At 63.8% G+C, this 16564-nt stretch carries 18 protein-coding genes; 10 read left to right on the top strand and 8 right to left on the bottom strand.

Translation table 11 applies throughout. From position 1 onward, the window contains the following. Window positions 1-3: 3 nt before the first annotated feature. From GTP46_RS14090 to GTP46_RS14070, 5 genes are all read right to left on the bottom strand, one after another. On the bottom strand, window positions 4-942 hold the full coding sequence (locus GTP46_RS14090) for an esterase/lipase family protein (RefSeq protein ID WP_161007274.1): 939 nt from the start codon (window positions 940-942) through the stop codon (window positions 4-6). Window positions 943-961: 19 nt separating this feature from the next. Continuing rightward, complete coding sequence (locus tag GTP46_RS14085; RefSeq protein WP_161007273.1) at window positions 962-2557, bottom strand: GMC family oxidoreductase; 1596 nt, start codon at window positions 2555-2557, stop codon at window positions 962-964. After that, window positions 2554-3078, bottom strand: a complete 525-nt coding sequence (locus tag GTP46_RS14080) for a twin-arginine translocation signal domain-containing protein (protein ID WP_161007272.1) — start codon at window positions 3076-3078, stop codon at window positions 2554-2556. The genes GTP46_RS14085 and GTP46_RS14080 overlap by 4 nt, the downstream gene beginning before the upstream one ends. A gap of 90 nt (window positions 3079-3168) precedes the next feature. Then, window positions 3169-3606, bottom strand: a complete 438-nt coding sequence (locus tag GTP46_RS14075) for an acyl-CoA thioesterase (protein WP_161007271.1) — start codon at window positions 3604-3606, stop codon at window positions 3169-3171. 171 nt (window positions 3607-3777) lie between these two features. After that, window positions 3778-4572, bottom strand: coding sequence for an RNA methyltransferase (locus GTP46_RS14070; RefSeq protein WP_161007270.1), 795 nt, complete (start codon window positions 4570-4572; stop codon window positions 3778-3780). A gap of 170 nt (window positions 4573-4742) precedes the next feature. Between GTP46_RS14070 and GTP46_RS14065 the strand changes: the two genes are divergently transcribed. From GTP46_RS14065 to GTP46_RS14040, 6 genes are all read left to right on the top strand, one after another. Beyond that, window positions 4743-5525, top strand: coding sequence for an inositol monophosphatase family protein (locus tag GTP46_RS14065; RefSeq protein ID WP_161007269.1), 783 nt, complete (start codon window positions 4743-4745; stop codon window positions 5523-5525). Window positions 5526-5681: 156 nt separating this feature from the next. Further along, on the top strand, window positions 5682-7106 hold the full coding sequence (locus GTP46_RS14060; RefSeq protein WP_161007268.1) for a DEAD/DEAH box helicase: 1425 nt from the start codon (window positions 5682-5684) through the stop codon (window positions 7104-7106). Window positions 7107-7240: 134 nt separating this feature from the next. After that, on the top strand, window positions 7241-8020 hold the full coding sequence (gene otnI, locus GTP46_RS14055) for a 2-oxo-tetronate isomerase (protein WP_161007267.1): 780 nt from the start codon (window positions 7241-7243) through the stop codon (window positions 8018-8020). A gap of 67 nt (window positions 8021-8087) precedes the next feature. Next, window positions 8088-8858: a hypothetical protein gene (locus GTP46_RS14050; protein ID WP_161007266.1), complete on the top strand. Its 771-nt coding sequence runs from the start codon at window positions 8088-8090 to the stop codon at window positions 8856-8858. A 12-nt stretch (window positions 8859-8870) separates the two neighbouring features. Further along, window positions 8871-9263, top strand: a complete 393-nt coding sequence (locus tag GTP46_RS14045) for a hypothetical protein (protein ID WP_161007265.1) — start codon at window positions 8871-8873, stop codon at window positions 9261-9263. Between the two features lie 46 nt (window positions 9264-9309). Beyond that, entirely contained in the window at window positions 9310-9684 is a 375-nt protein-coding gene (locus tag GTP46_RS14040; RefSeq protein WP_161007264.1) for a TraR/DksA family transcriptional regulator, read from the top strand. On the opposite strand, the gene GTP46_RS14035 is transcribed toward GTP46_RS14040, so the two are convergent. Continuing rightward, window positions 9681-10040: a hypothetical protein gene (locus GTP46_RS14035; RefSeq protein WP_161007263.1), complete on the bottom strand. Its 360-nt coding sequence runs from the start codon at window positions 10038-10040 to the stop codon at window positions 9681-9683. The two genes, GTP46_RS14040 and GTP46_RS14035, sit on opposite strands and share 4 nt — an antisense overlap. Window positions 10041-10263: 223 nt before the next feature. Between GTP46_RS14035 and GTP46_RS14030 the strand changes: the two genes are divergently transcribed. Genes GTP46_RS14030 through GTP46_RS14015 form a run of 4 tightly spaced genes read left to right on the top strand, consistent with a single transcriptional unit; the run spans window position 10264 to window position 14446 of the window. Next, the gene (locus GTP46_RS14030; RefSeq protein WP_161007262.1) at window positions 10264-11763 is read left to right on the top strand and encodes an EAL domain-containing protein; all 1500 of its coding nucleotides are present in this window, start codon (window positions 10264-10266) and stop codon (window positions 11761-11763) included. Next, complete coding sequence (locus GTP46_RS14025; RefSeq protein WP_161007261.1) at window positions 11760-12563, top strand: HDOD domain-containing protein; 804 nt, start codon at window positions 11760-11762, stop codon at window positions 12561-12563. Before GTP46_RS14030 ends, GTP46_RS14025 begins: the two co-directional genes overlap by 4 nt. A gap of 9 nt (window positions 12564-12572) precedes the next feature. Next, window positions 12573-13949 carry a PAS domain-containing sensor histidine kinase gene (locus tag GTP46_RS14020; RefSeq protein WP_161007260.1) on the top strand — a complete coding sequence of 459 codons (1377 nt, stop codon included), beginning with the start codon at window positions 12573-12575 and terminating at the stop codon, window positions 13947-13949. After that, window positions 13946-14446, top strand: a complete 501-nt coding sequence (locus GTP46_RS14015) for a response regulator (RefSeq protein WP_161007259.1) — start codon at window positions 13946-13948, stop codon at window positions 14444-14446. Before GTP46_RS14020 ends, GTP46_RS14015 begins: the two co-directional genes overlap by 4 nt. Here the strand turns inward: GTP46_RS14015 and GTP46_RS14010 are convergent, their stop codons facing one another. Together GTP46_RS14010 and GTP46_RS14005 are read right to left on the bottom strand one after the other, a co-directional pair. Continuing rightward, entirely contained in the window at window positions 14447-15481 is a 1035-nt protein-coding gene (locus GTP46_RS14010) for an extracellular catalytic domain type 2 short-chain-length polyhydroxyalkanoate depolymerase (RefSeq protein ID WP_161007258.1), read from the bottom strand. 137 nt (window positions 15482-15618) lie between these two features. Further along, complete coding sequence (locus GTP46_RS14005) at window positions 15619-16491, bottom strand: M90 family metallopeptidase (protein WP_161007257.1); 873 nt, start codon at window positions 16489-16491, stop codon at window positions 15619-15621. Window positions 16492-16564 lie beyond the last annotated feature (73 nt).

Here is a 16564-nt window from a genome sequence, read left to right as displayed (position 1 = left end):
TAATCACGCGTGCGCGGCGATCTCGATTTCCTTGAGCGTGCACTGCATGATCTCGGGGTGGCGGCCCAGCGCCACGTGGCCTATGGCGCCGAACACCAGATTGCGCGCGCCGGGCAGTTCACTGGAGTCTTGCGGCGCGATGATGTTGTCATGAACAGAGTAGATGGAACTAATCAACATACGTTGCGTATTTGCCTCAGACGCCGCCAATGCTGCCAGCCACGCGCTGTCGCGCCGCATTTGCGCGGCATTGCTGCCGGGGCCGAAGTGGGCCAGTGCAGTGCCGTGATGCGGCGTACCGAGTGTGATCACGCGCGCCACTTGCAGATTGCCATGCTGGCGCAGATAGGCACGCGCCAGCAGTCCGCCCATGCTGTGGCCGACGATGATTACTTGCGCGCTGCCAGTCGCATCGCACAGGCGCTGCACGGCAGCCTGCACCTGCGGCACAAAATCGTCGATCGAAGCGCCCGGCGGTTCGAGGTCGATGCCGTAGTGGCTGATGCGCGCCTGCGTCAACAGCTTGCTCATCGGTAGCCAATAGCCGCTGTTGCAGGCGTAGCCGTGGATCAGCAGCACTGGCAACCCTTGCGGATCGGGATGTACTTGCATGCCGATAGGCCGCAGCATGTAGTACGACGAGGTCAGCATCGAGGCGCTGAATTCATGCCAGAACAAACTGGCCGCGCTGCGCGGGTTGAGCGCGTGATCGGGCGGCGTGCTGCTGCCAGCGCGCCAGCTCAGGTAGAAGTTGTTGGCCGAGATCAGCAACCGCACCAGCAGCACCAACAACAGCCCGGCTGCGAGATAGACAGCGGCGGTGGACGGTGCACTCAGCACAGATTCCCACGCCGGCCGCCACCAGTAGTAGAGACCGGTCGCCAGCAAGCCGACCAACACAGCTTGCAGCACCAGCAGCAGGATCAGCAGTCGTTTAATCATGATGGCATGATACCGTGTTTCAAGCGCGCGCCAACTCCTGCGCCAGCCCGCTGGCGAGCCGCGCCACGATGCCGTAAATCGACAGCTGCGGATTGGCGCCGATCGAAGTCGGGAACAGCGAACCGTCGTGCACCGAGACGTTGGCGAGGCCGTGGTAGCGGCCGCTGGAACTGGTGACGCCGAGCCGTTCATCATCCGACATGCCGCAGCCGCCCATCACGTGCGCCGACACTACCCGCGTTTGCAGCAGCTTGAACGGCAGCGCATTGATGCCGGCCTTGGCCTGCTCCCAAGTGCGATAGACTTGTGCGCGTTCGTGCGCCGGCGTGACGCTTTGGGCGCCAGCGGCAAACTGGATTTCCGCCATGGTCAGCAGCGCGCGCCGCACGCCGTTCCAGATGAAGTCGCTGACCGGATAATCGAGCACCGGCGCACCATGCGCCAGCGCCACGCTGCCGCCCGGTGCATCGTCGTGGAAGCCGTCGCGCAGCAGCGCCAGCATGGCGTGCATGTGCGGGAACTGCTGCATCACCGCCGCATGCTGGGCGCCAAAGCCGGGCATGGTGGTGGAGAATAGCAGCGGATGCAGCGGCGGCACTTCCAGCTTGTAGCCGATCGGGCCGTCGATGCGCTCGGTGTGCAGGAAGTGGTCCGAGTACACCGTTTGCGGCGCGCCGCTGTAGCCGTCCACGCGCTGCTCGAACAGCGCCGCCGAAATCACGGTCGGATGCAAAAAGGTGCGCGTGCCCAGCAAGCCGTGCGGATCGGGCGCAGTGGAGCGCATCAGCAAGGCCGGCGTGTTGATGGCACCGCCGGACAGCACGAAGTGCTTGGCGCGCAGCGTGACGCGGCGGCCGGTGGTGCTAAGGCCGTCTGCGCTGAGCGCGACGCATTCCAGCTCGCGCACATGGTCGCCCTTGATCAGCAAGCGTTCCGCGCGCACCCGCGTCAACAGGCTGGCGCCGTGCTGCAGCGCCGATGGAATGGTGGTGACCAGCATCGACTGCTTGGCGTTGGTCGGGCAGCCCATGCCGCAGTAGCCGAGGTTCCAGCAGCCGTTGACGTTGCGGCGGATGGCGGCGGTAGGTATGCCGAGCTTGCTTGCGCCACGGCGCAGCAAGTCATTGTTCTCGTTCGGCGCAGCCGGCCAGTTGATCACGTTGAGCCGTTCTTCCATCTTGCCGAACCACGGCGCCAGCGCTTCCGGCGTGTAATCGGCGAGGCCGAAATGCTTGTTCCAGTAACGCAGCGTGATATCGGGCGTGCGGAAGCTGCTGGTCCAGTTGATGGTGGTGCTGCCGCCCACCGTGCGGCCCTGCAGAATCGTGATGCCCTTGTCGCGCGTCTTGCGCGCGGCCGATTCCTGGTACAGCGCGGGGTAGGCCTCGGCCTCGCGCATCTTGAAATCGCGCGACGACTTGAGTGCGCCCTCCTCCACCATCAGCACCTTGAGACCGGCTTGCGCCAGGATCTCGGCCGTGACGCCGCCGCCCGCGCCGGTGCCGACGATGACCACGTCCGCTTCCAGCGTTAAATCGTTTTGCAGCTGCGCGCCATCGGTGACTTGCCAGCCGGCGGCCAGCCCGGCTTGAATGGGATCCGGTATCACGCTCATGCCAGCAACTCCTTGAGCGGACCGGGATAGCCGATGCGCTCCCAGGTCGATGGGTCGGCATACCAGGCGCCGATGATGAGGTCGTGCAGCGCGTGATAGGCGATTTGCAGCGTCTGCAAACTGTGCGTACGCCAGCTTTGCAGGAAGGCTTCCACCTGGCGCGGATCGGCATGCTCCCAGCCACCCGCCACGCCGGCCAGCAAGCGCCGCGCGGGACCGAGCGCCAGCAAGCCAAACAAATCCTGCACCTCCTTTTGCGTCGCCAGCGGCAAGCCGCGTACGGCATCGCGCACACGCAGGCTGGCGGCCTGCACGGTAGCGGCGCGGGTTGGCGCATCATCTGGCAGCATCGGGCCCAGCATGACAGGAATGATGGCGTCCAGCACCGCTTGGGCGCCGCCTTCGAGGCCAAAAGGTTGCGGCGCCGGCGGATAGGCCAGGCGATAGAGGGCGCCACCGGCTGCGAGTGTCATCGCGCCGGCCGCGCCGATCTTCAGAAAAGATCTGCGGGATAACTGCATTGTCTCCGTCCATTTTTATGGTTTTGCCTAGTGTAAGCGAAAGCGCAACACGGCTTCCAGGCAAAAGTAGAGGACGGGGTCTACTGGACGTCAGGCCACCACAGCCGGCCGATAACCGTCGCAGAATTCCTGCGGCATGCGGCGCGCTCGGCCGCTGCTGATTTCGATGCAGACCAGTTCCCAGCGCCCGCGCAGCACGGTGGCGCCGTCGCTCAGGCGCAGCAGCTGGAAGCGGCGTTCCATATTGAGCTTGCCGTCTGTCGCGTACAGCCACGTGCCCAGCACCAGCTGCTCGCCGGCGGCGGTGGGCAGGAGGTAGTCGTATTCCGAGCGGCGGATGGCCATGGCGCGGTCTAGGCGGCGATAGTCAGCCAGCGACAGGCCGAGCGCTTCGGAATGCGCCCAGCCGGCCTTCTCGCACCACTGCACGTAGACCGCGTTGTTGGTGTGCTCCAGCCCATCGATGTCGGCGGCCGACGGCGACAGCGCCAGCGTGTACGGTTGCGGATGATCCCAGTTCAAGCTCATGCTGTCCTATTTCGGTAATTCGTATTGGTATTTTTTGAGCAGGCGCTCGTAGGTGCCGTAGCGGCCAGCACGGCAACGCTGGCAGCCAGCGCTACCGCACGCCGGCTGCGCAGGACGCAGCGGATGTGCGGGGCAGCGAACTGATGCGAACGCTGGCGCGGCATGGCGGCCCTAGTCCTTGGCGCCGGGCTTGCCGGTCATGTGGCGTGCGATGCCGCGCAGGATGTTGACCTCTTCCTTCTCCAACTGGGTGCGCGCGAACAGCCGCTTCAGGCGCGGCATCAGCTTGCGCGGATTGGCGGCGTCGAGGAAGCCGATCTGCACCAGCGCCTGCTCCAGATGCGTGAACATGCCCTCGATCTGCTCCACGCTGGCGGCCTCACCGTGGAAGCCGACCTCGCTGGCGTCGCCCACCGGCAGGCGCGGCGTCATGGCCACGCCGGCGCCGTCCAGCACCGCCATGCGGCATTCGTAGGCCAGCACCTGCGCCGCCTGCGACAAGTTCAGCGAGGAATACTCGGGATTGGCCGGGATGTTGATCAGCACATGGCATTTTTCCACCAGCTCGTTCGGCAGGCCGAAGCGCTCGTTGCCAAAAATGACCGCCGCATGCAACCCCGGCTGCGCCACCAAATGCCCTGCCAGTTGACGCGGCGACAACACCGGCGGCGAAAACTCGCGCAGCCGGGCCGACACGGCGGCGGCAAAGTTGATGCCCTCCAGCGCCTCAGCCATGCTGCCGACCACGCGCGCGCTGGCCAGGATGTCCTGTGCACCGCTGGCAAAGGCCACCGCCTCCGGGTCTTGCAAGGCGTCGTCAAAGCGCGGATTGACCAGCACCAGATCGCTGTAACCCATTGTTTTCATGGCCCTTGCCACCGCGCCAATGTTGCCGGCACGGCTAGTCTCGACCAGGATAAATCGCAGCTGTTTAAAAAGATTGGTGTTGATTTGGGACAGGTTCATTTAAAATAGCGCAATCGCGCGGTATCGATACAGGATTCCAGAGTGAATTCTACCCTGTCGGCGCCGCCCCGCTCTTTGTCATTTTGTCTCCCTGTCGTGCCGCCGGGCTGGAATTCCCCCGGTGGGCGTTAGCATTTTTATACGGAAAAATAAAGCCCATGATGCATCCCATGATTAATACGGCTGTCAAAGCCGCGCGCCGCGCTGCCGCCGTCATCAACCGTGCCTCGTTTGACCTCGATCGCGTGATCGTCACCGAGAAAGAACACAAGGACTTCGTCACCGACGTCGACCAAGCCGCTGAACAGGCCATCATCGAAGTGCTGTCCAAGGCCTACCCGGACCACGCCTTCCTGGCTGAAGAATCCGGCGCATCCGCCAACGCCCACGACGAGGCAGAATACACCTGGATCATCGACCCGATCGATGGCACCACCAACTTCATGCACGGCTTCCCGCAGTACTGCATCTCGATCGCGCTGTCGCAGCGCGGCGTGATCACCCAGTCCGTGATCTACGACCCAGCCCGCAACGACCTGTTCACCGCCACCAAGGGCGCCGGTGCTTACCTGAACGAAAAACGTATCCGCGTGGGCAAGCTGGACCGCATCGGCAACGCCCTGCTGTCCACCGGCTACAAGACTGGCAGCCCGGCCGCACTGAAAGAATTCCTGGAAATGTACGGCATCATGGCTGAGCGCAGCCAAGGCATCCGCCGCGCCGGCAGCGCCGCGCTGGACCTGGCTTACGTCGCTTGCGGCCGCCTGGACGGCTTCTATGAAAAAGGCCTGAAGCCTTGGGATATCGCCGGCGGCGCATTGCTGGTGACCGAAGCGGGCGGCATCGTTGCTGAATTCAACGGCGAATCGGACTACCTGTATAAGGGTGATATCATTGCGGGCAGCCCGAAAGTGTTCGGCCAGATGGTCGGCCTGCTGGCCCCATATGCCTGATTCTTCCGCCTAGCTTACCTAAAGGGAGCAAATGCTCCCTTTTTTTATTTCCGAAGTATTTCCTATCTGAAACAAGATGCTATACTGAAAGTTGCGGCATTGCTCAGTCCAATGCCGCAAACCAAGAATACTCGACTGAATTTACATAAAGTTAATATGTCATTCTCTTCCCTCGGTTTGTCCGAAGCCCTCGTCCGCGCTGTTGCCGAAACCGGCTACACCACGCCTACTCCTATCCAGCAGCAGGCGATCCCTGCCGTGCTGAACGGTGGCGACCTGCTGGCCGGCGCACAAACCGGCACCGGCAAGACGGCAGGCTTCACCCTGCCGCTGCTGCACCGTTTATCGACCGACGCGGTTGGCGCCAAGCTGACCAGCAATAAATCGCCACGTGCGGTGCGCGCCCTGATCCTGACCCCGACCCGCGAACTGGCGGCCCAGGTTGAGGAAAGCGTGCGCGTGTACGGCAAGTACACCCAACTGAACTCGGCCGTGATCTTTGGCGGCGTCGGTATCAACCCGCAGATCAAGCAGCTGAAACACGGCGTCGACATCCTGGTCGCCACCCCGGGCCGCTTGCTGGACCACATGGAACAAGGCACCGTCGACCTGACCAAGATCGAAATCCTGGTGCTGGACGAAGCCGACCGCATGCTGGACATGGGCTTCATCCGCGACATCCGCAAAGTGCTGGCCAAGCTGCCGCCGAAACGCCAGAACCTGCTGTTCTCGGCCACCTTCTCGGACGAAATCAAGGCACTGGCCGATGGCCTGCTGGACAAGCCGGCGACCATTGAAGTAGCGCGCCGCAACTCGACGGTGGAAGTCATCGCGCAGAAAATCCACCCGGTGGACCGCGACAAAAAACACCCGATGCTGGCGCACCTGATCAAATCCAACAACTGGCACCAGGTGCTGGTCTTCACCCGTACCAAGCACGGCGCCAACAAACTGGTCGAGCAGCTGGAAAAAGACGGCATCGGCGCCATGGCGATCCACGGCAACAAGAGCCAGTCGGCGCGTACCAAGGCGCTGTCCGAATTCAAGGACAACAAGCTGCAAGTACTGGTGGCCACCGATATCGCCGCGCGCGGCATCGACATCGACCAGCTGCCGCACGTGGTCAACTACGACCTGCCGAACGTGCCGGAAGACTATGTGCACCGCATTGGCCGCACCGGCCGCGCCGGCGCCACGGGCGAGGCGGTCTCACTGGTCTGCGTGGATGAGCATGACATGTTGAAAGACATCGAAAAGCTGATCAAGCAAACCCTGCCGCGCGATGTGATCCCCGGCTTCGAACCGGATCCAAGCGCACGTGCGCAACCGATCCAGCTGCGCAGCGGCGGTCCAGGCCATCGCAATGGTGGCGGCCGTCAAGGCGGCGCACCGCGCAAGCCAGGCACTGGTGGCACTGGTGGCGGCAACAAGCCACGTTCGGCCGGCGGTAACGGCGGTGGCAACGGCGGCCCACGCGGCAACGGTGGCGGCGGCGGTGGCGGAGCCCCACGCAACGGCGGCAACGGCAACGCGCCACGCGCCGCTGCCTCCCAGCACCGCTCCGGCGGCCGCGGCCGCTAAAACTCCGGGGTCAGGTCCCCCATTTCTACACGGCCTCGGCTGTAGCAGCTTGCTACGGCTGGGGCCGTGTTCAATTGGGGGACCTGACCCCGGATTTGGATTACGATAGCGGCTTAACCACAGTTCGCTATCCTATGCCTAAGTTCGCTGCCAACCTGTCGATGCTGTTTGCTGACACGCCCTTCCTCGATCGTTTCGCCCGTGCCCGTCAGGCCGGCTTTGAGGCTGTCGAATTCCTTTTCCCTTACGCTTATCCGGCCGAACAGATCGCGGCACAACTGCGCCAGCATCAGCTGACGCTGGTCCTGTTCAACCTGCCGCCGGGCGATTGGGATGCCGGGGAGCGCGGCATGGCTTGCCATCCCCAGCGCATCGGGGAATTCCGCGAAGGTGTCGACCAAGCGCGCGACTACGCGCTGGCCCTCGGCGTCACGCAAGTGCACTGCATGGCTGGCAAGATCCCACCGGGCGCCAGCGCCGAACTGGTCCGCGCCACTTACCTCGATAACTTGCGCTACGCCGCTCAACAACTGGCGCCGCATGGCATCAATCTGCTGATCGAACCGATCAACCATTTCGACATGCCTGGCTACTTCCTCAACCGCAGCAGCCAGGCGCTGGAGATCATCCGCGATGCCGCTTGCCCCAATCTGTTCCTGCAGTACGACATCTACCACATGCAGCGCATGGAAGGCGAACTGTCCAACACCATCAAGGCCAATCTGCCGCTGATCAAGCACATGCAGATCGCCGACACGCCCGGCCGCCACGAACCCGGCACCGGCGAGATCAATTACCGCCACCTGTTCGCCTTCATCGACCAGATCGGCTACGACGGCTGGCTCGGCTGCGAGTACAACCCGGCCGGCGACACCGACGCCGGCCTCGCATGGCGGCAAACGCTGGCCACTTAGTCTGCGCCCGCGCAACACGGAGAGATTCACCAGCGGCAACAATCACCCCACACATCGCGGAGTGCCCATGAAACTGTCTCGCTTGTTTTTGATCCTCGGCCTGCTGGCCATCCTCACCGGCTGCGCCGGCAGCACGCCACGCATGGCCGAGGTGCGCGCCTTTGCCGCCGAGTCGCCCAAGCTCGGCGCCTACCACGAGCTCACCGAGCGCTACCGCAACACCTACCAGCGCGAGCAGCCTTACCTGTCGCCCGCCGCCGACGCCCGCGAGCAGCAGCTCAACGCCCGTCGCCAGCAAGCCTGCGATGATTTCGTCCAGCTGCAATATGGCTTGCAGGCCTATATGCAAACACTGGGCAAGCTGGCCGGCGACAAGCAGTACGATCTGGAAGACCAGGTCAAGAATCTCAACAGCGGCATCAAGGCGTGGCCCGATTCCGGCCTCGAAGACCGCCACGTCAACGCCTTCGCCGGCCTTACGCGCCTGATCGCGCGCGGCATTACGCGGCCGCTGCAGGAGCAAACCGTCAACGAGCTGCTGCGCGAAGGCCAGCAGCCAGTGCAGGAGCTGCTGGATGCCATGCGCACCCTGCTGCGCCTGTACGACAAGACCAACGATAACGAAGCACGCACCGTGCTGGGCATGCTGGAAACGGAGATTCCCTATGTCGATCCGCAGCGCGAGCGCTTGCTGCTGGCCCTGGCCCGCGCGCAGCGGCAGGAGAAGACCAGCGAGTACCGGCTGATCGGCCTGCGCTACACGCTGGCGCGCAAGAACCTGGACGCTATCGAGCAGCAGCACCGCGCACTGACGGCCCAGCTGCCGCCACAACCCTGATCCGGAAACGCCATGACCACCGCCACCGATATCGAAGCCCTGGCCGACCAGCTGTCCGCCAGCGCCAACGCTCTGCACGTACAGCTGATGCGCGCCATCCGCAACGGCGCGCCGCGCGAACACACGCAAGCCTTGTTTGAAGACGAAATCGGCCTGCGCACGCAAGCCGACAGTCTCTACCTCGACGCCGCCCACCTGGCCGCCGCCGGCCTCGCCGCCGACCAGCAAACCCTGCTGGCGCTAACCGCGCGCGCCACCGATGCCATCGCCCGCATCGACCGCTTCAAGGACCTGGCCGACCTCGCCGCCGAGCTGCTCACGCTAGCCGCCGCCCTCGCCGCCGGCAAGCCGGACCACGTGCTGGCGCCGCTGGAGCAACTCAAGCACCATCTCGACGCGCTGTAGAACGATTCGCCGCCGCCCTGGTCCAACACCGCAAGGAGTGTGCGGCATGAACGGACTTGGCGAACAGGAATGGGCTAGCATGCAGGCGCGGCTGGAACGCGCCCGCATCGCGTTGCTCAGCCAGCTTGCGGATGATCTCGATCACACCACCGATCTGCGCCTGCCGCTACCGCACGTGGCGGAAGCTTCGCCGGCCGACAACGCCAGCCAGCGCACGCTGCACGCCGCCGTGCACGAGGCGGCAGCACACACGGCGCGCCAGCTCGACATCGTGCGCCATGCACTGGCCAAGTTCGGCGCTCAAAGTTATGGATTGTGTGAACACTGCGGCGAGGCCATCGGCTACTCGCGCTTGAACGCGCGCCCGGAAGCGCGCTTCTGCATCAACTGCCAGACGCGGATGGAACAGCGCCAACGCTAGTCATCACGCCAGGGCTGGTTGCGGATCTTGGCCACCTGCCGCTGCGCCATCAAGCGCCACAGCTGCAAGGCGTCGGCCTGCGCCGCCACGGTCATGGTGCGCGGCGAGGCCAGGGCGATTTCGCAATCGCGGTCCGACCATTCGGCAAAGCGCACCGCGCCGCCGCTCGACACTTCCATCTCGTACATCAGGCCGTCGTCGTAACCGAAGCGCAGCACGGCGCTGCCGGGGCCGCCGTCATTGCTGGCAGCCTTGCCGCCGTAGACGTCGGCCAGCGCCGCCGCCAGTTGGGCCTCGGACGGCGCCGCCACATCGCGCCCGTCCGGACGAGTGAGCACTAGCCATGCCTGTGTCATTGCCGCCTCCCGTTCTTCGGTTGGTGTCTAGCGACTATCATACCGAAAATTGCTCAGCGCAATACCATAGTCTCCGATAAGCAACAGCACTAGCCATCAGTGGGATAACAAGCCGACACTGTTGCCACCGCACGAGCCCGCTGTCGTCCACACCACGGTTTCGCCGTATAATCGACCGATAGTATTTTCGAGCAGCCAGCTTCCATTTCGATAGGAACGCCTGATGGAGTTCGACGATCACGCGCCGCAGTACCAGCCGCTGGTCGATTTGCGCAATGGCGCGGTCGCCGGCCTGGCTACGCTGTCCTCCAGCGCCAACAGCCTGGCGCTGCTGCGCCGCACCTGCGCCGACCGCGCACTGTGGCAAGGCGGTGCAGTCGATGCCGACGACCTGCAAGTGGCGATCCAGGTCGCGCCCGCGCAGCTGCACGATCCACGCTTCGGCCCCGCCGTGGCGGCCGTACTGGAAGAACACGCCATCCAGCCAGCCGCGTTGACGCTGGAACTGAGCGAAGCCGCCCTCACCCACGATCCGAGCGCCAGCGACACTGCCCTCGATTTCTTCAAGCAACTGGGCGCCTGCCTGACGCTGGACCAGTTCGGCGCAGGCCCGGCCTGCCTCCACCACCTGCAGCGCTACCCCTTCGACTACATCAAGCTCGACGCCGCCCGCGTGCGCGAGGTCGCCGACGATGAAGCTGCCGCCGCGCTGTGCCAGGCGCTGATGGCGATGGCGCACCATCTCGGCATCCGCATCGCCGCCGATGGCGTCCACACCGAAGCGCAGTGCGCCTTCCTGCGCACCAATCTGTGCGACCTGGTGCAGGGCGAGGTGTACGCCGCACCGCTGTCACCGGACGAGATCGGCGCCCTGCTGCGCGACGATCGCCGCCTGCCGCCGCACCTGCTGCGCGTGCAGGCCAAACGCCGCTGCCTGCTGCTGGTCGATGACGAGGCCAACATCCTGTCCGCACTCAAGCGCCTGCTGCGTCCGGACGGCTACGACATCATCACCGCCAACTGCGGCGAGCAAGGCATGGAACTGCTGATGCAGCAGCCGGTCGACGTCATCATCTCCGACCAGCGCATGCCAGGCCTGAGCGGCGCCGACTTCCTGCGCCATGCGCGCAACCTGCGGCCGGACACCATTCGCATCATGCTGTCCGGTTACACCGAGCTGCAATCGGTGACCGACGCGGTCAACGAGGGTGCGATCTACAAATTCCTCACCAAGCCGTGGAACGACGAGCAGCTGCGCGCCCACTTGGCCGACGCTTTCCGCCTCAAGGAAATCGCCGACGACAACATCCGCCTCAATATGGAAGTGCGCAACGCCAACCGCGAGCTAGCCAGCGCCAACCGCCGCATGGAACAGTTGCTGCACCAGATGCAGCGCCAGATAGCCCGCGATGAAATCAGCCTCAGCATCGCGCGCGAAATCCTGCAGCAATTGCCGCTGCCGGTGATCGGCATGGATGACGAAGGCATGATCGCCTTCATCAACGGCGCCGCTGGCAGCGTGTTCCGGCGCAGCGGCGCCTTGCTCGGCAACGAGGCTTGCGCCGTGCTGCCCGAACTGTTCGCGCCCGGCGCCACCCTGCCCGGCGGCCATCACACCGACATCGAGGGCCGCCGCTACGCTGTGCGCACTTACCCGATGGGCATGCACTCGGCCTCGCGCGGCAGCCTGATCACACTCAGTCCCAGCGAGGCCGCATCATGAGCCAGGTCGCGCTCGACGAAGTGGTGCGCCGCATCCACGACCTGCCTTCGCTGCCGGCCGTGGTGGCTGAGCTGCTGTCCAGCATGGAAGAGGACGACGTCGACCTGCACTACCTGTCCGGCCGCCTCGCGCTCGACCAGGCGCTCACCGCCAAGACGCTGCGGCTGGCCAACTCCTCGTTCTACGGCATGCCGTCCAAGGTCACCAGCATCCAGCAGGCCATGTCGGTGCTGGGCCTGCACAGTGTGCGCACGCTGGTGACGGCTTGCGGCGTGATCGGTGCTGTGCCGAAAACCGCCGATGCCGCGCTCGACTTCGACGCCTTCTGGCGCCACGCCATCGCCACCGCTGTGTGGGCGCGTGCGCTGGCGAAGCACTTGCGGCAAAGCCCGGATACCGCCTTCACCGCCGGCCTGCTGCACAACCTCGGCACGCTGGTGCTGGCCACGCGCTTTCCGGACGAGTACGCGGCGGTGCCGCTGTGGCGCAACGAACATGAAGACGCCACCGTGGCCGAGGCTGAGCTGGCAGTGTTCGGCGTCGACCACACGCATGCCGGCAGCGCGCTGGCGGCCTACTGGAAATTCCCGCAAGCGATCCAGGACGCCATCAGCCACCAGCACCGCGCCGACGCCACCGGTCTGGCGCTGGCAGTGGGCATGGCGCACCTGCTGGCGCAACCGGCCGATGATGGTGAACACGCATGGCGCACGCTGGCCTTCGAAGACGAGCAGCGCCAGCAGCTAACTGAAAAATGCACGCTGATGATCAGCGATATGTGTCAAATCCTGGTGAACTGAGGAGCACCGATGAAACTGAGCTCGCAAGCGGAAGTGGCGTTATCCGAATTCTTCGACGGCCATCCGGTCGCCACCTTTGCCATCAATCGCCATCACGTCATCACGCACTGGAACAAGGCCTGCGAGCAGCTGCTGGGCTGGACCCGCTCCTGCATGGTCGGCACCCGCAACCAGTGGCAGCCGTTCTATACGAAGGAGCGCCCGCTGTTGTCGGACCTGATCGTGGCCGGCGACGACAATATCGACGAACATTATCCGGGCCACAGCCAGCGCTCCACGCTGATCCCCGGCGCGTATGAGTCGGAAGACTTCTTCCCCAACATCGGCGCCAGCGGCCACTGGCTGCACTTCACCGCCGCGCCGTTGCGTGACCTTGACGGCAATATCGTCGGCGCCATCGAAACCCTGCGCGACGTGACCGAACGCCGCGTCGCCGAGAACGCGCTGCGCAAGGCCAAGGATGGCCTCGAACACATCGTCGAAAAGCGCACCGCCCAGCTGGCGCAGGCCAACGACAAGCTGGAAGACGACATCCGCCAGCTGACCGAACTGAACGATCTGCTCACCACCGCGCAGCAGCAACTGGTGCAGGCCGAAAAGATGGCCTCCATCGGCCAGCTGGCGGCCGGCGTGGCGCACGAAATCAACAATCCGATCGGCTACATTTTCTCCAACGTCGGCACGCTGCAAAATTATCTCGACCAGTTGTTCGGCATGCTGGACGCTTACCAGGAAGCTGAAACCAGCATCGCCCAGCCGGCCGTGACCTCGCGCCTGCGCGCCATGCGCGAGCGCATCGACCTGGATTTCCTGCGCCAGGACATTCCGGCGCTGATGCGCGAATCACGCGAAGGCATCGTGCGCGTGCGCCACATCGTTGAAGACCTCAAGGACTTTTCGCGCGCCGACGCCAGCCAGGACTGGAGCCGCGCCGACCTGCACCAAGGCATAGACTCCACCCTCAACATCGTCGCCAATGAGGTCAAGTACTGCGCCGATGTGGTCAAGGCTTACGGCGACATACCGGAGATCGAGTGCCTGCCGCTGCAGATCAACCAGGTGGTGCTGAACCTGGTGGTCAACGCTGCGCACGCGATGGGGCCGGAGCGCGGCATGATCACGCTGCGTACCGGCATGGCCGACCAGCGCACCGTCAAGCTGGAAGTGGAAGACACCGGCTCCGGCATCGCGCCCGACGCGCTGTCGCGCATCTTCGATCCCTTCTTCACCACCAAGGCGGTCGGCAAAGGCACGGGGCTGGGTTTGTCGCTGGCGTATGGCATCGTTAAAAAACACGGCGGCCGCATCGAGGTCGATACCGAGCTGGGACGCGGCACCTGCTTCCGCGTGCTGCTGCCGGTCCGCCACACGGAGGAACAGTTATGAGCCGCATCCTGCTGGTCGACGATGAACCGAATATGCTGAGCGCTCTGCAACGCGCGCTACGGCAAAGCAAGCCGCTGGCTGGCGCGCAGATCGAAACCTTCACCAATCCGTTTGATGCGCTGAACCGCATCTGCGTATGCGAGTTCGACCTGGTGGTGTCCGATTTCATGATGCCGGAAATGAGCGGCGGCGAATTCCTGCAAGCCTTGAAGGACGTGGCGCCGACCACGGTACGCATCATGCTGAGCGCCTCCACCGATTTCAAAACGGCGATGGCGGCCATCAACGACGCCCACGTATTCCGCTTCATCCCCAAGCCGTGGCAGCAGTCGGAACTGGAGCAAAACATCTTGCGGGGACTGGAGGAACGCCAGCGCCTGCTCGAAGAAGCCGGCCACGCTCCCAGCGCACAGGACCTGGAAGCGCAGCGGCTGGAGGAAGAAGAGCCGGGCCTGCTGCACGTCAAGCGCAGCGACGACGGCTCGGTGATCCTATAGTTATTGCGCCGACGCCACCTGCGCTGACACCGGCGAAGTCAAACGCTGGACCATGGCGTGGATGGCCTGGATCTGCGGCCCACTCTTGGTGGCGTACAGCGCGCCGGTGTAGCCGAACCAATCCCAGCAGCCTTCCGGGTTGAACGGCACCACCGGCGACTTGTTCACCTGCGGGTACAGTACGATCAGGTGGTTGCTGTCGGCCCAGTCGTTGTAGCTGCTCTTGTTGTAGAAATCATCCTTCACCGATTCTGCCGACTGCTTGCAGCCGTGGAAAGCCACGTGCACCTTGCAGCCGCCCTGCTGGCAACTGGCCGGCACGTAGACATAGGCTTCGTCCGCCATGCTGATGGCGGAGGTGCCGAACTCGCTCTGCTTGAAGGAGATCAGCTGGCCGCTGCGGGTGACAGCGCGCGGATTCAGCGGACCGTAGATGTGGGTCAGGATTTCCGCGGGCTGGTCATAGTCCTTGGTGGAGATGGCGCAATGGCTGATGTAGGGCGACTTGTTGTCCGGACAGGGATTGCCGAACGACGGAATGATCAGCGCGTGCCCGGCCGGCAGCGAGTTCACATACTGCAGGTTAGCCGCCGGCACGCCCGCCTCCTTGAAGAAGCCCACCGTGGCGTCAACCGCCTTCTGGTACACCACCGTATCCTTGGTGCCGCTGAAGACGTAGATGCGGTCCTTGGCCAGGTTGCTGAGCGGGTCGATCAGGTTGAGGCCGGCGTAGCTCTGGGCCGCGCCCACCATCAGGTAAGGATTCGGCGCCACCAGCGGCACCGAGCCCATGCAAATGCCGGCATTCATTATCAGCCCGGCAGCGCAGTAGTACGGCCCGCCGGCGACGATGCCGGAGCCCACCACTTCGCTGGAATATGCCACTTGATATTGCACTGCCATAAAAGCGCCGGAAGACAGGCCGGACACCGAAGTGCCGCTGGGATCGGCAGCAAAGCCCGGCAATGAACTGGCTGCTTGTGCACAGCCAAACGCGAGAGACAGCAAAGCCAAAGACGAACGCAAGGTCATCATATTCTCCTGCAATCTAGGGGGGATTTGACGCATCGCAGCATTGATGCGGATCAAATACTCCCATGTTTAGCGATTGCAGTAACCACTTTTAGCTGCTAGTGGCAAAAATACAAATTACTTGCGGCAGCAGGTCTTGCTCACCAGCCAGCGACGTAGGCGTACGGCGATATTTCCGGTGGCGGCGGTGGGGGTGGCGGCGACATCCATGCACGCGGATCGACCCGGTAGTATTTGAGGAATTCCCCGTACAGCTCGGCGTGATGCTCGGCCATTTGATAGGGTTTCTCGAAGAAAGTCTCGGTGGCGACGGCGAAGAATTCGGCCGGATTGGTGGCGCCGTAATGGTCCATCACCGTGTGCTGGCGGTACATGGCATTCATGCGCAGGTTTTGATAGTCGCGCGACAGTACTTCCGACCATTCTCGGTAACTATCCGGATGGCCGAGATAAGGCGCACCGTTGGCGCGGCCGGACTCGCTGTCCAGCTGGTGCGCAAACTCGTGCAGCACCACGTTGTGGCCGTCGGTCCAGTCAGCGGCGCCACGGCGCACATTGTCCCACGACAGCACTACGCGGCCGTCATCCCAGGACTCGCCCAGCATGCGCTGGTGGCCCGGCGTGATCACGCCGCCCGGCCCTACTTCGGCCCGCTGCGCCACGAATTCGCTGGGGTAGACCATGATGGTGTGCAAGGCCGGATAGACCTTGCTGGGCCGGTTCAGCAGCAGCATACACGCCTGGCCAGCGATAGTGACGGCCATTTCATCCGTCACGTCCAACCCTTCACAACCGATGAATTTTTTCTGATGCAGGAACTGCACCACCATGCGCCGCAGCTGCTGTTGCAGATCCGGGCTCATGTTTTTGTAGACAGGGATATTTCGCTGCAGCACCGCCTCGGCCTCGGGCGGCAATGGCCTCGCCAGCACGCGCCGCAAGCGCCAGCGCGGGAAATAAAAAGGCAGCGCGATCGCTAGCGCCGTCAGGCCGATCCAGATCAAAGCTTCCATGTGCCGCAAGTCCGTTTAATGTCTTGACGGAATAGTTGGGGTTGCATGTTTGCATTTCAATATGCAAACATCA

Origin of the sequence: Duganella flavida (genome assembly GCF_009857445.1) — a bacterium.
Taxonomy (GTDB): Bacteria; Pseudomonadota; Gammaproteobacteria; order Burkholderiales; family Burkholderiaceae_D; genus Rugamonas; species Rugamonas flavida.
The sequence above is the reverse complement of the archived record's forward strand: the minus strand, read 5'-3'. Positions and strand labels throughout refer to the sequence as shown.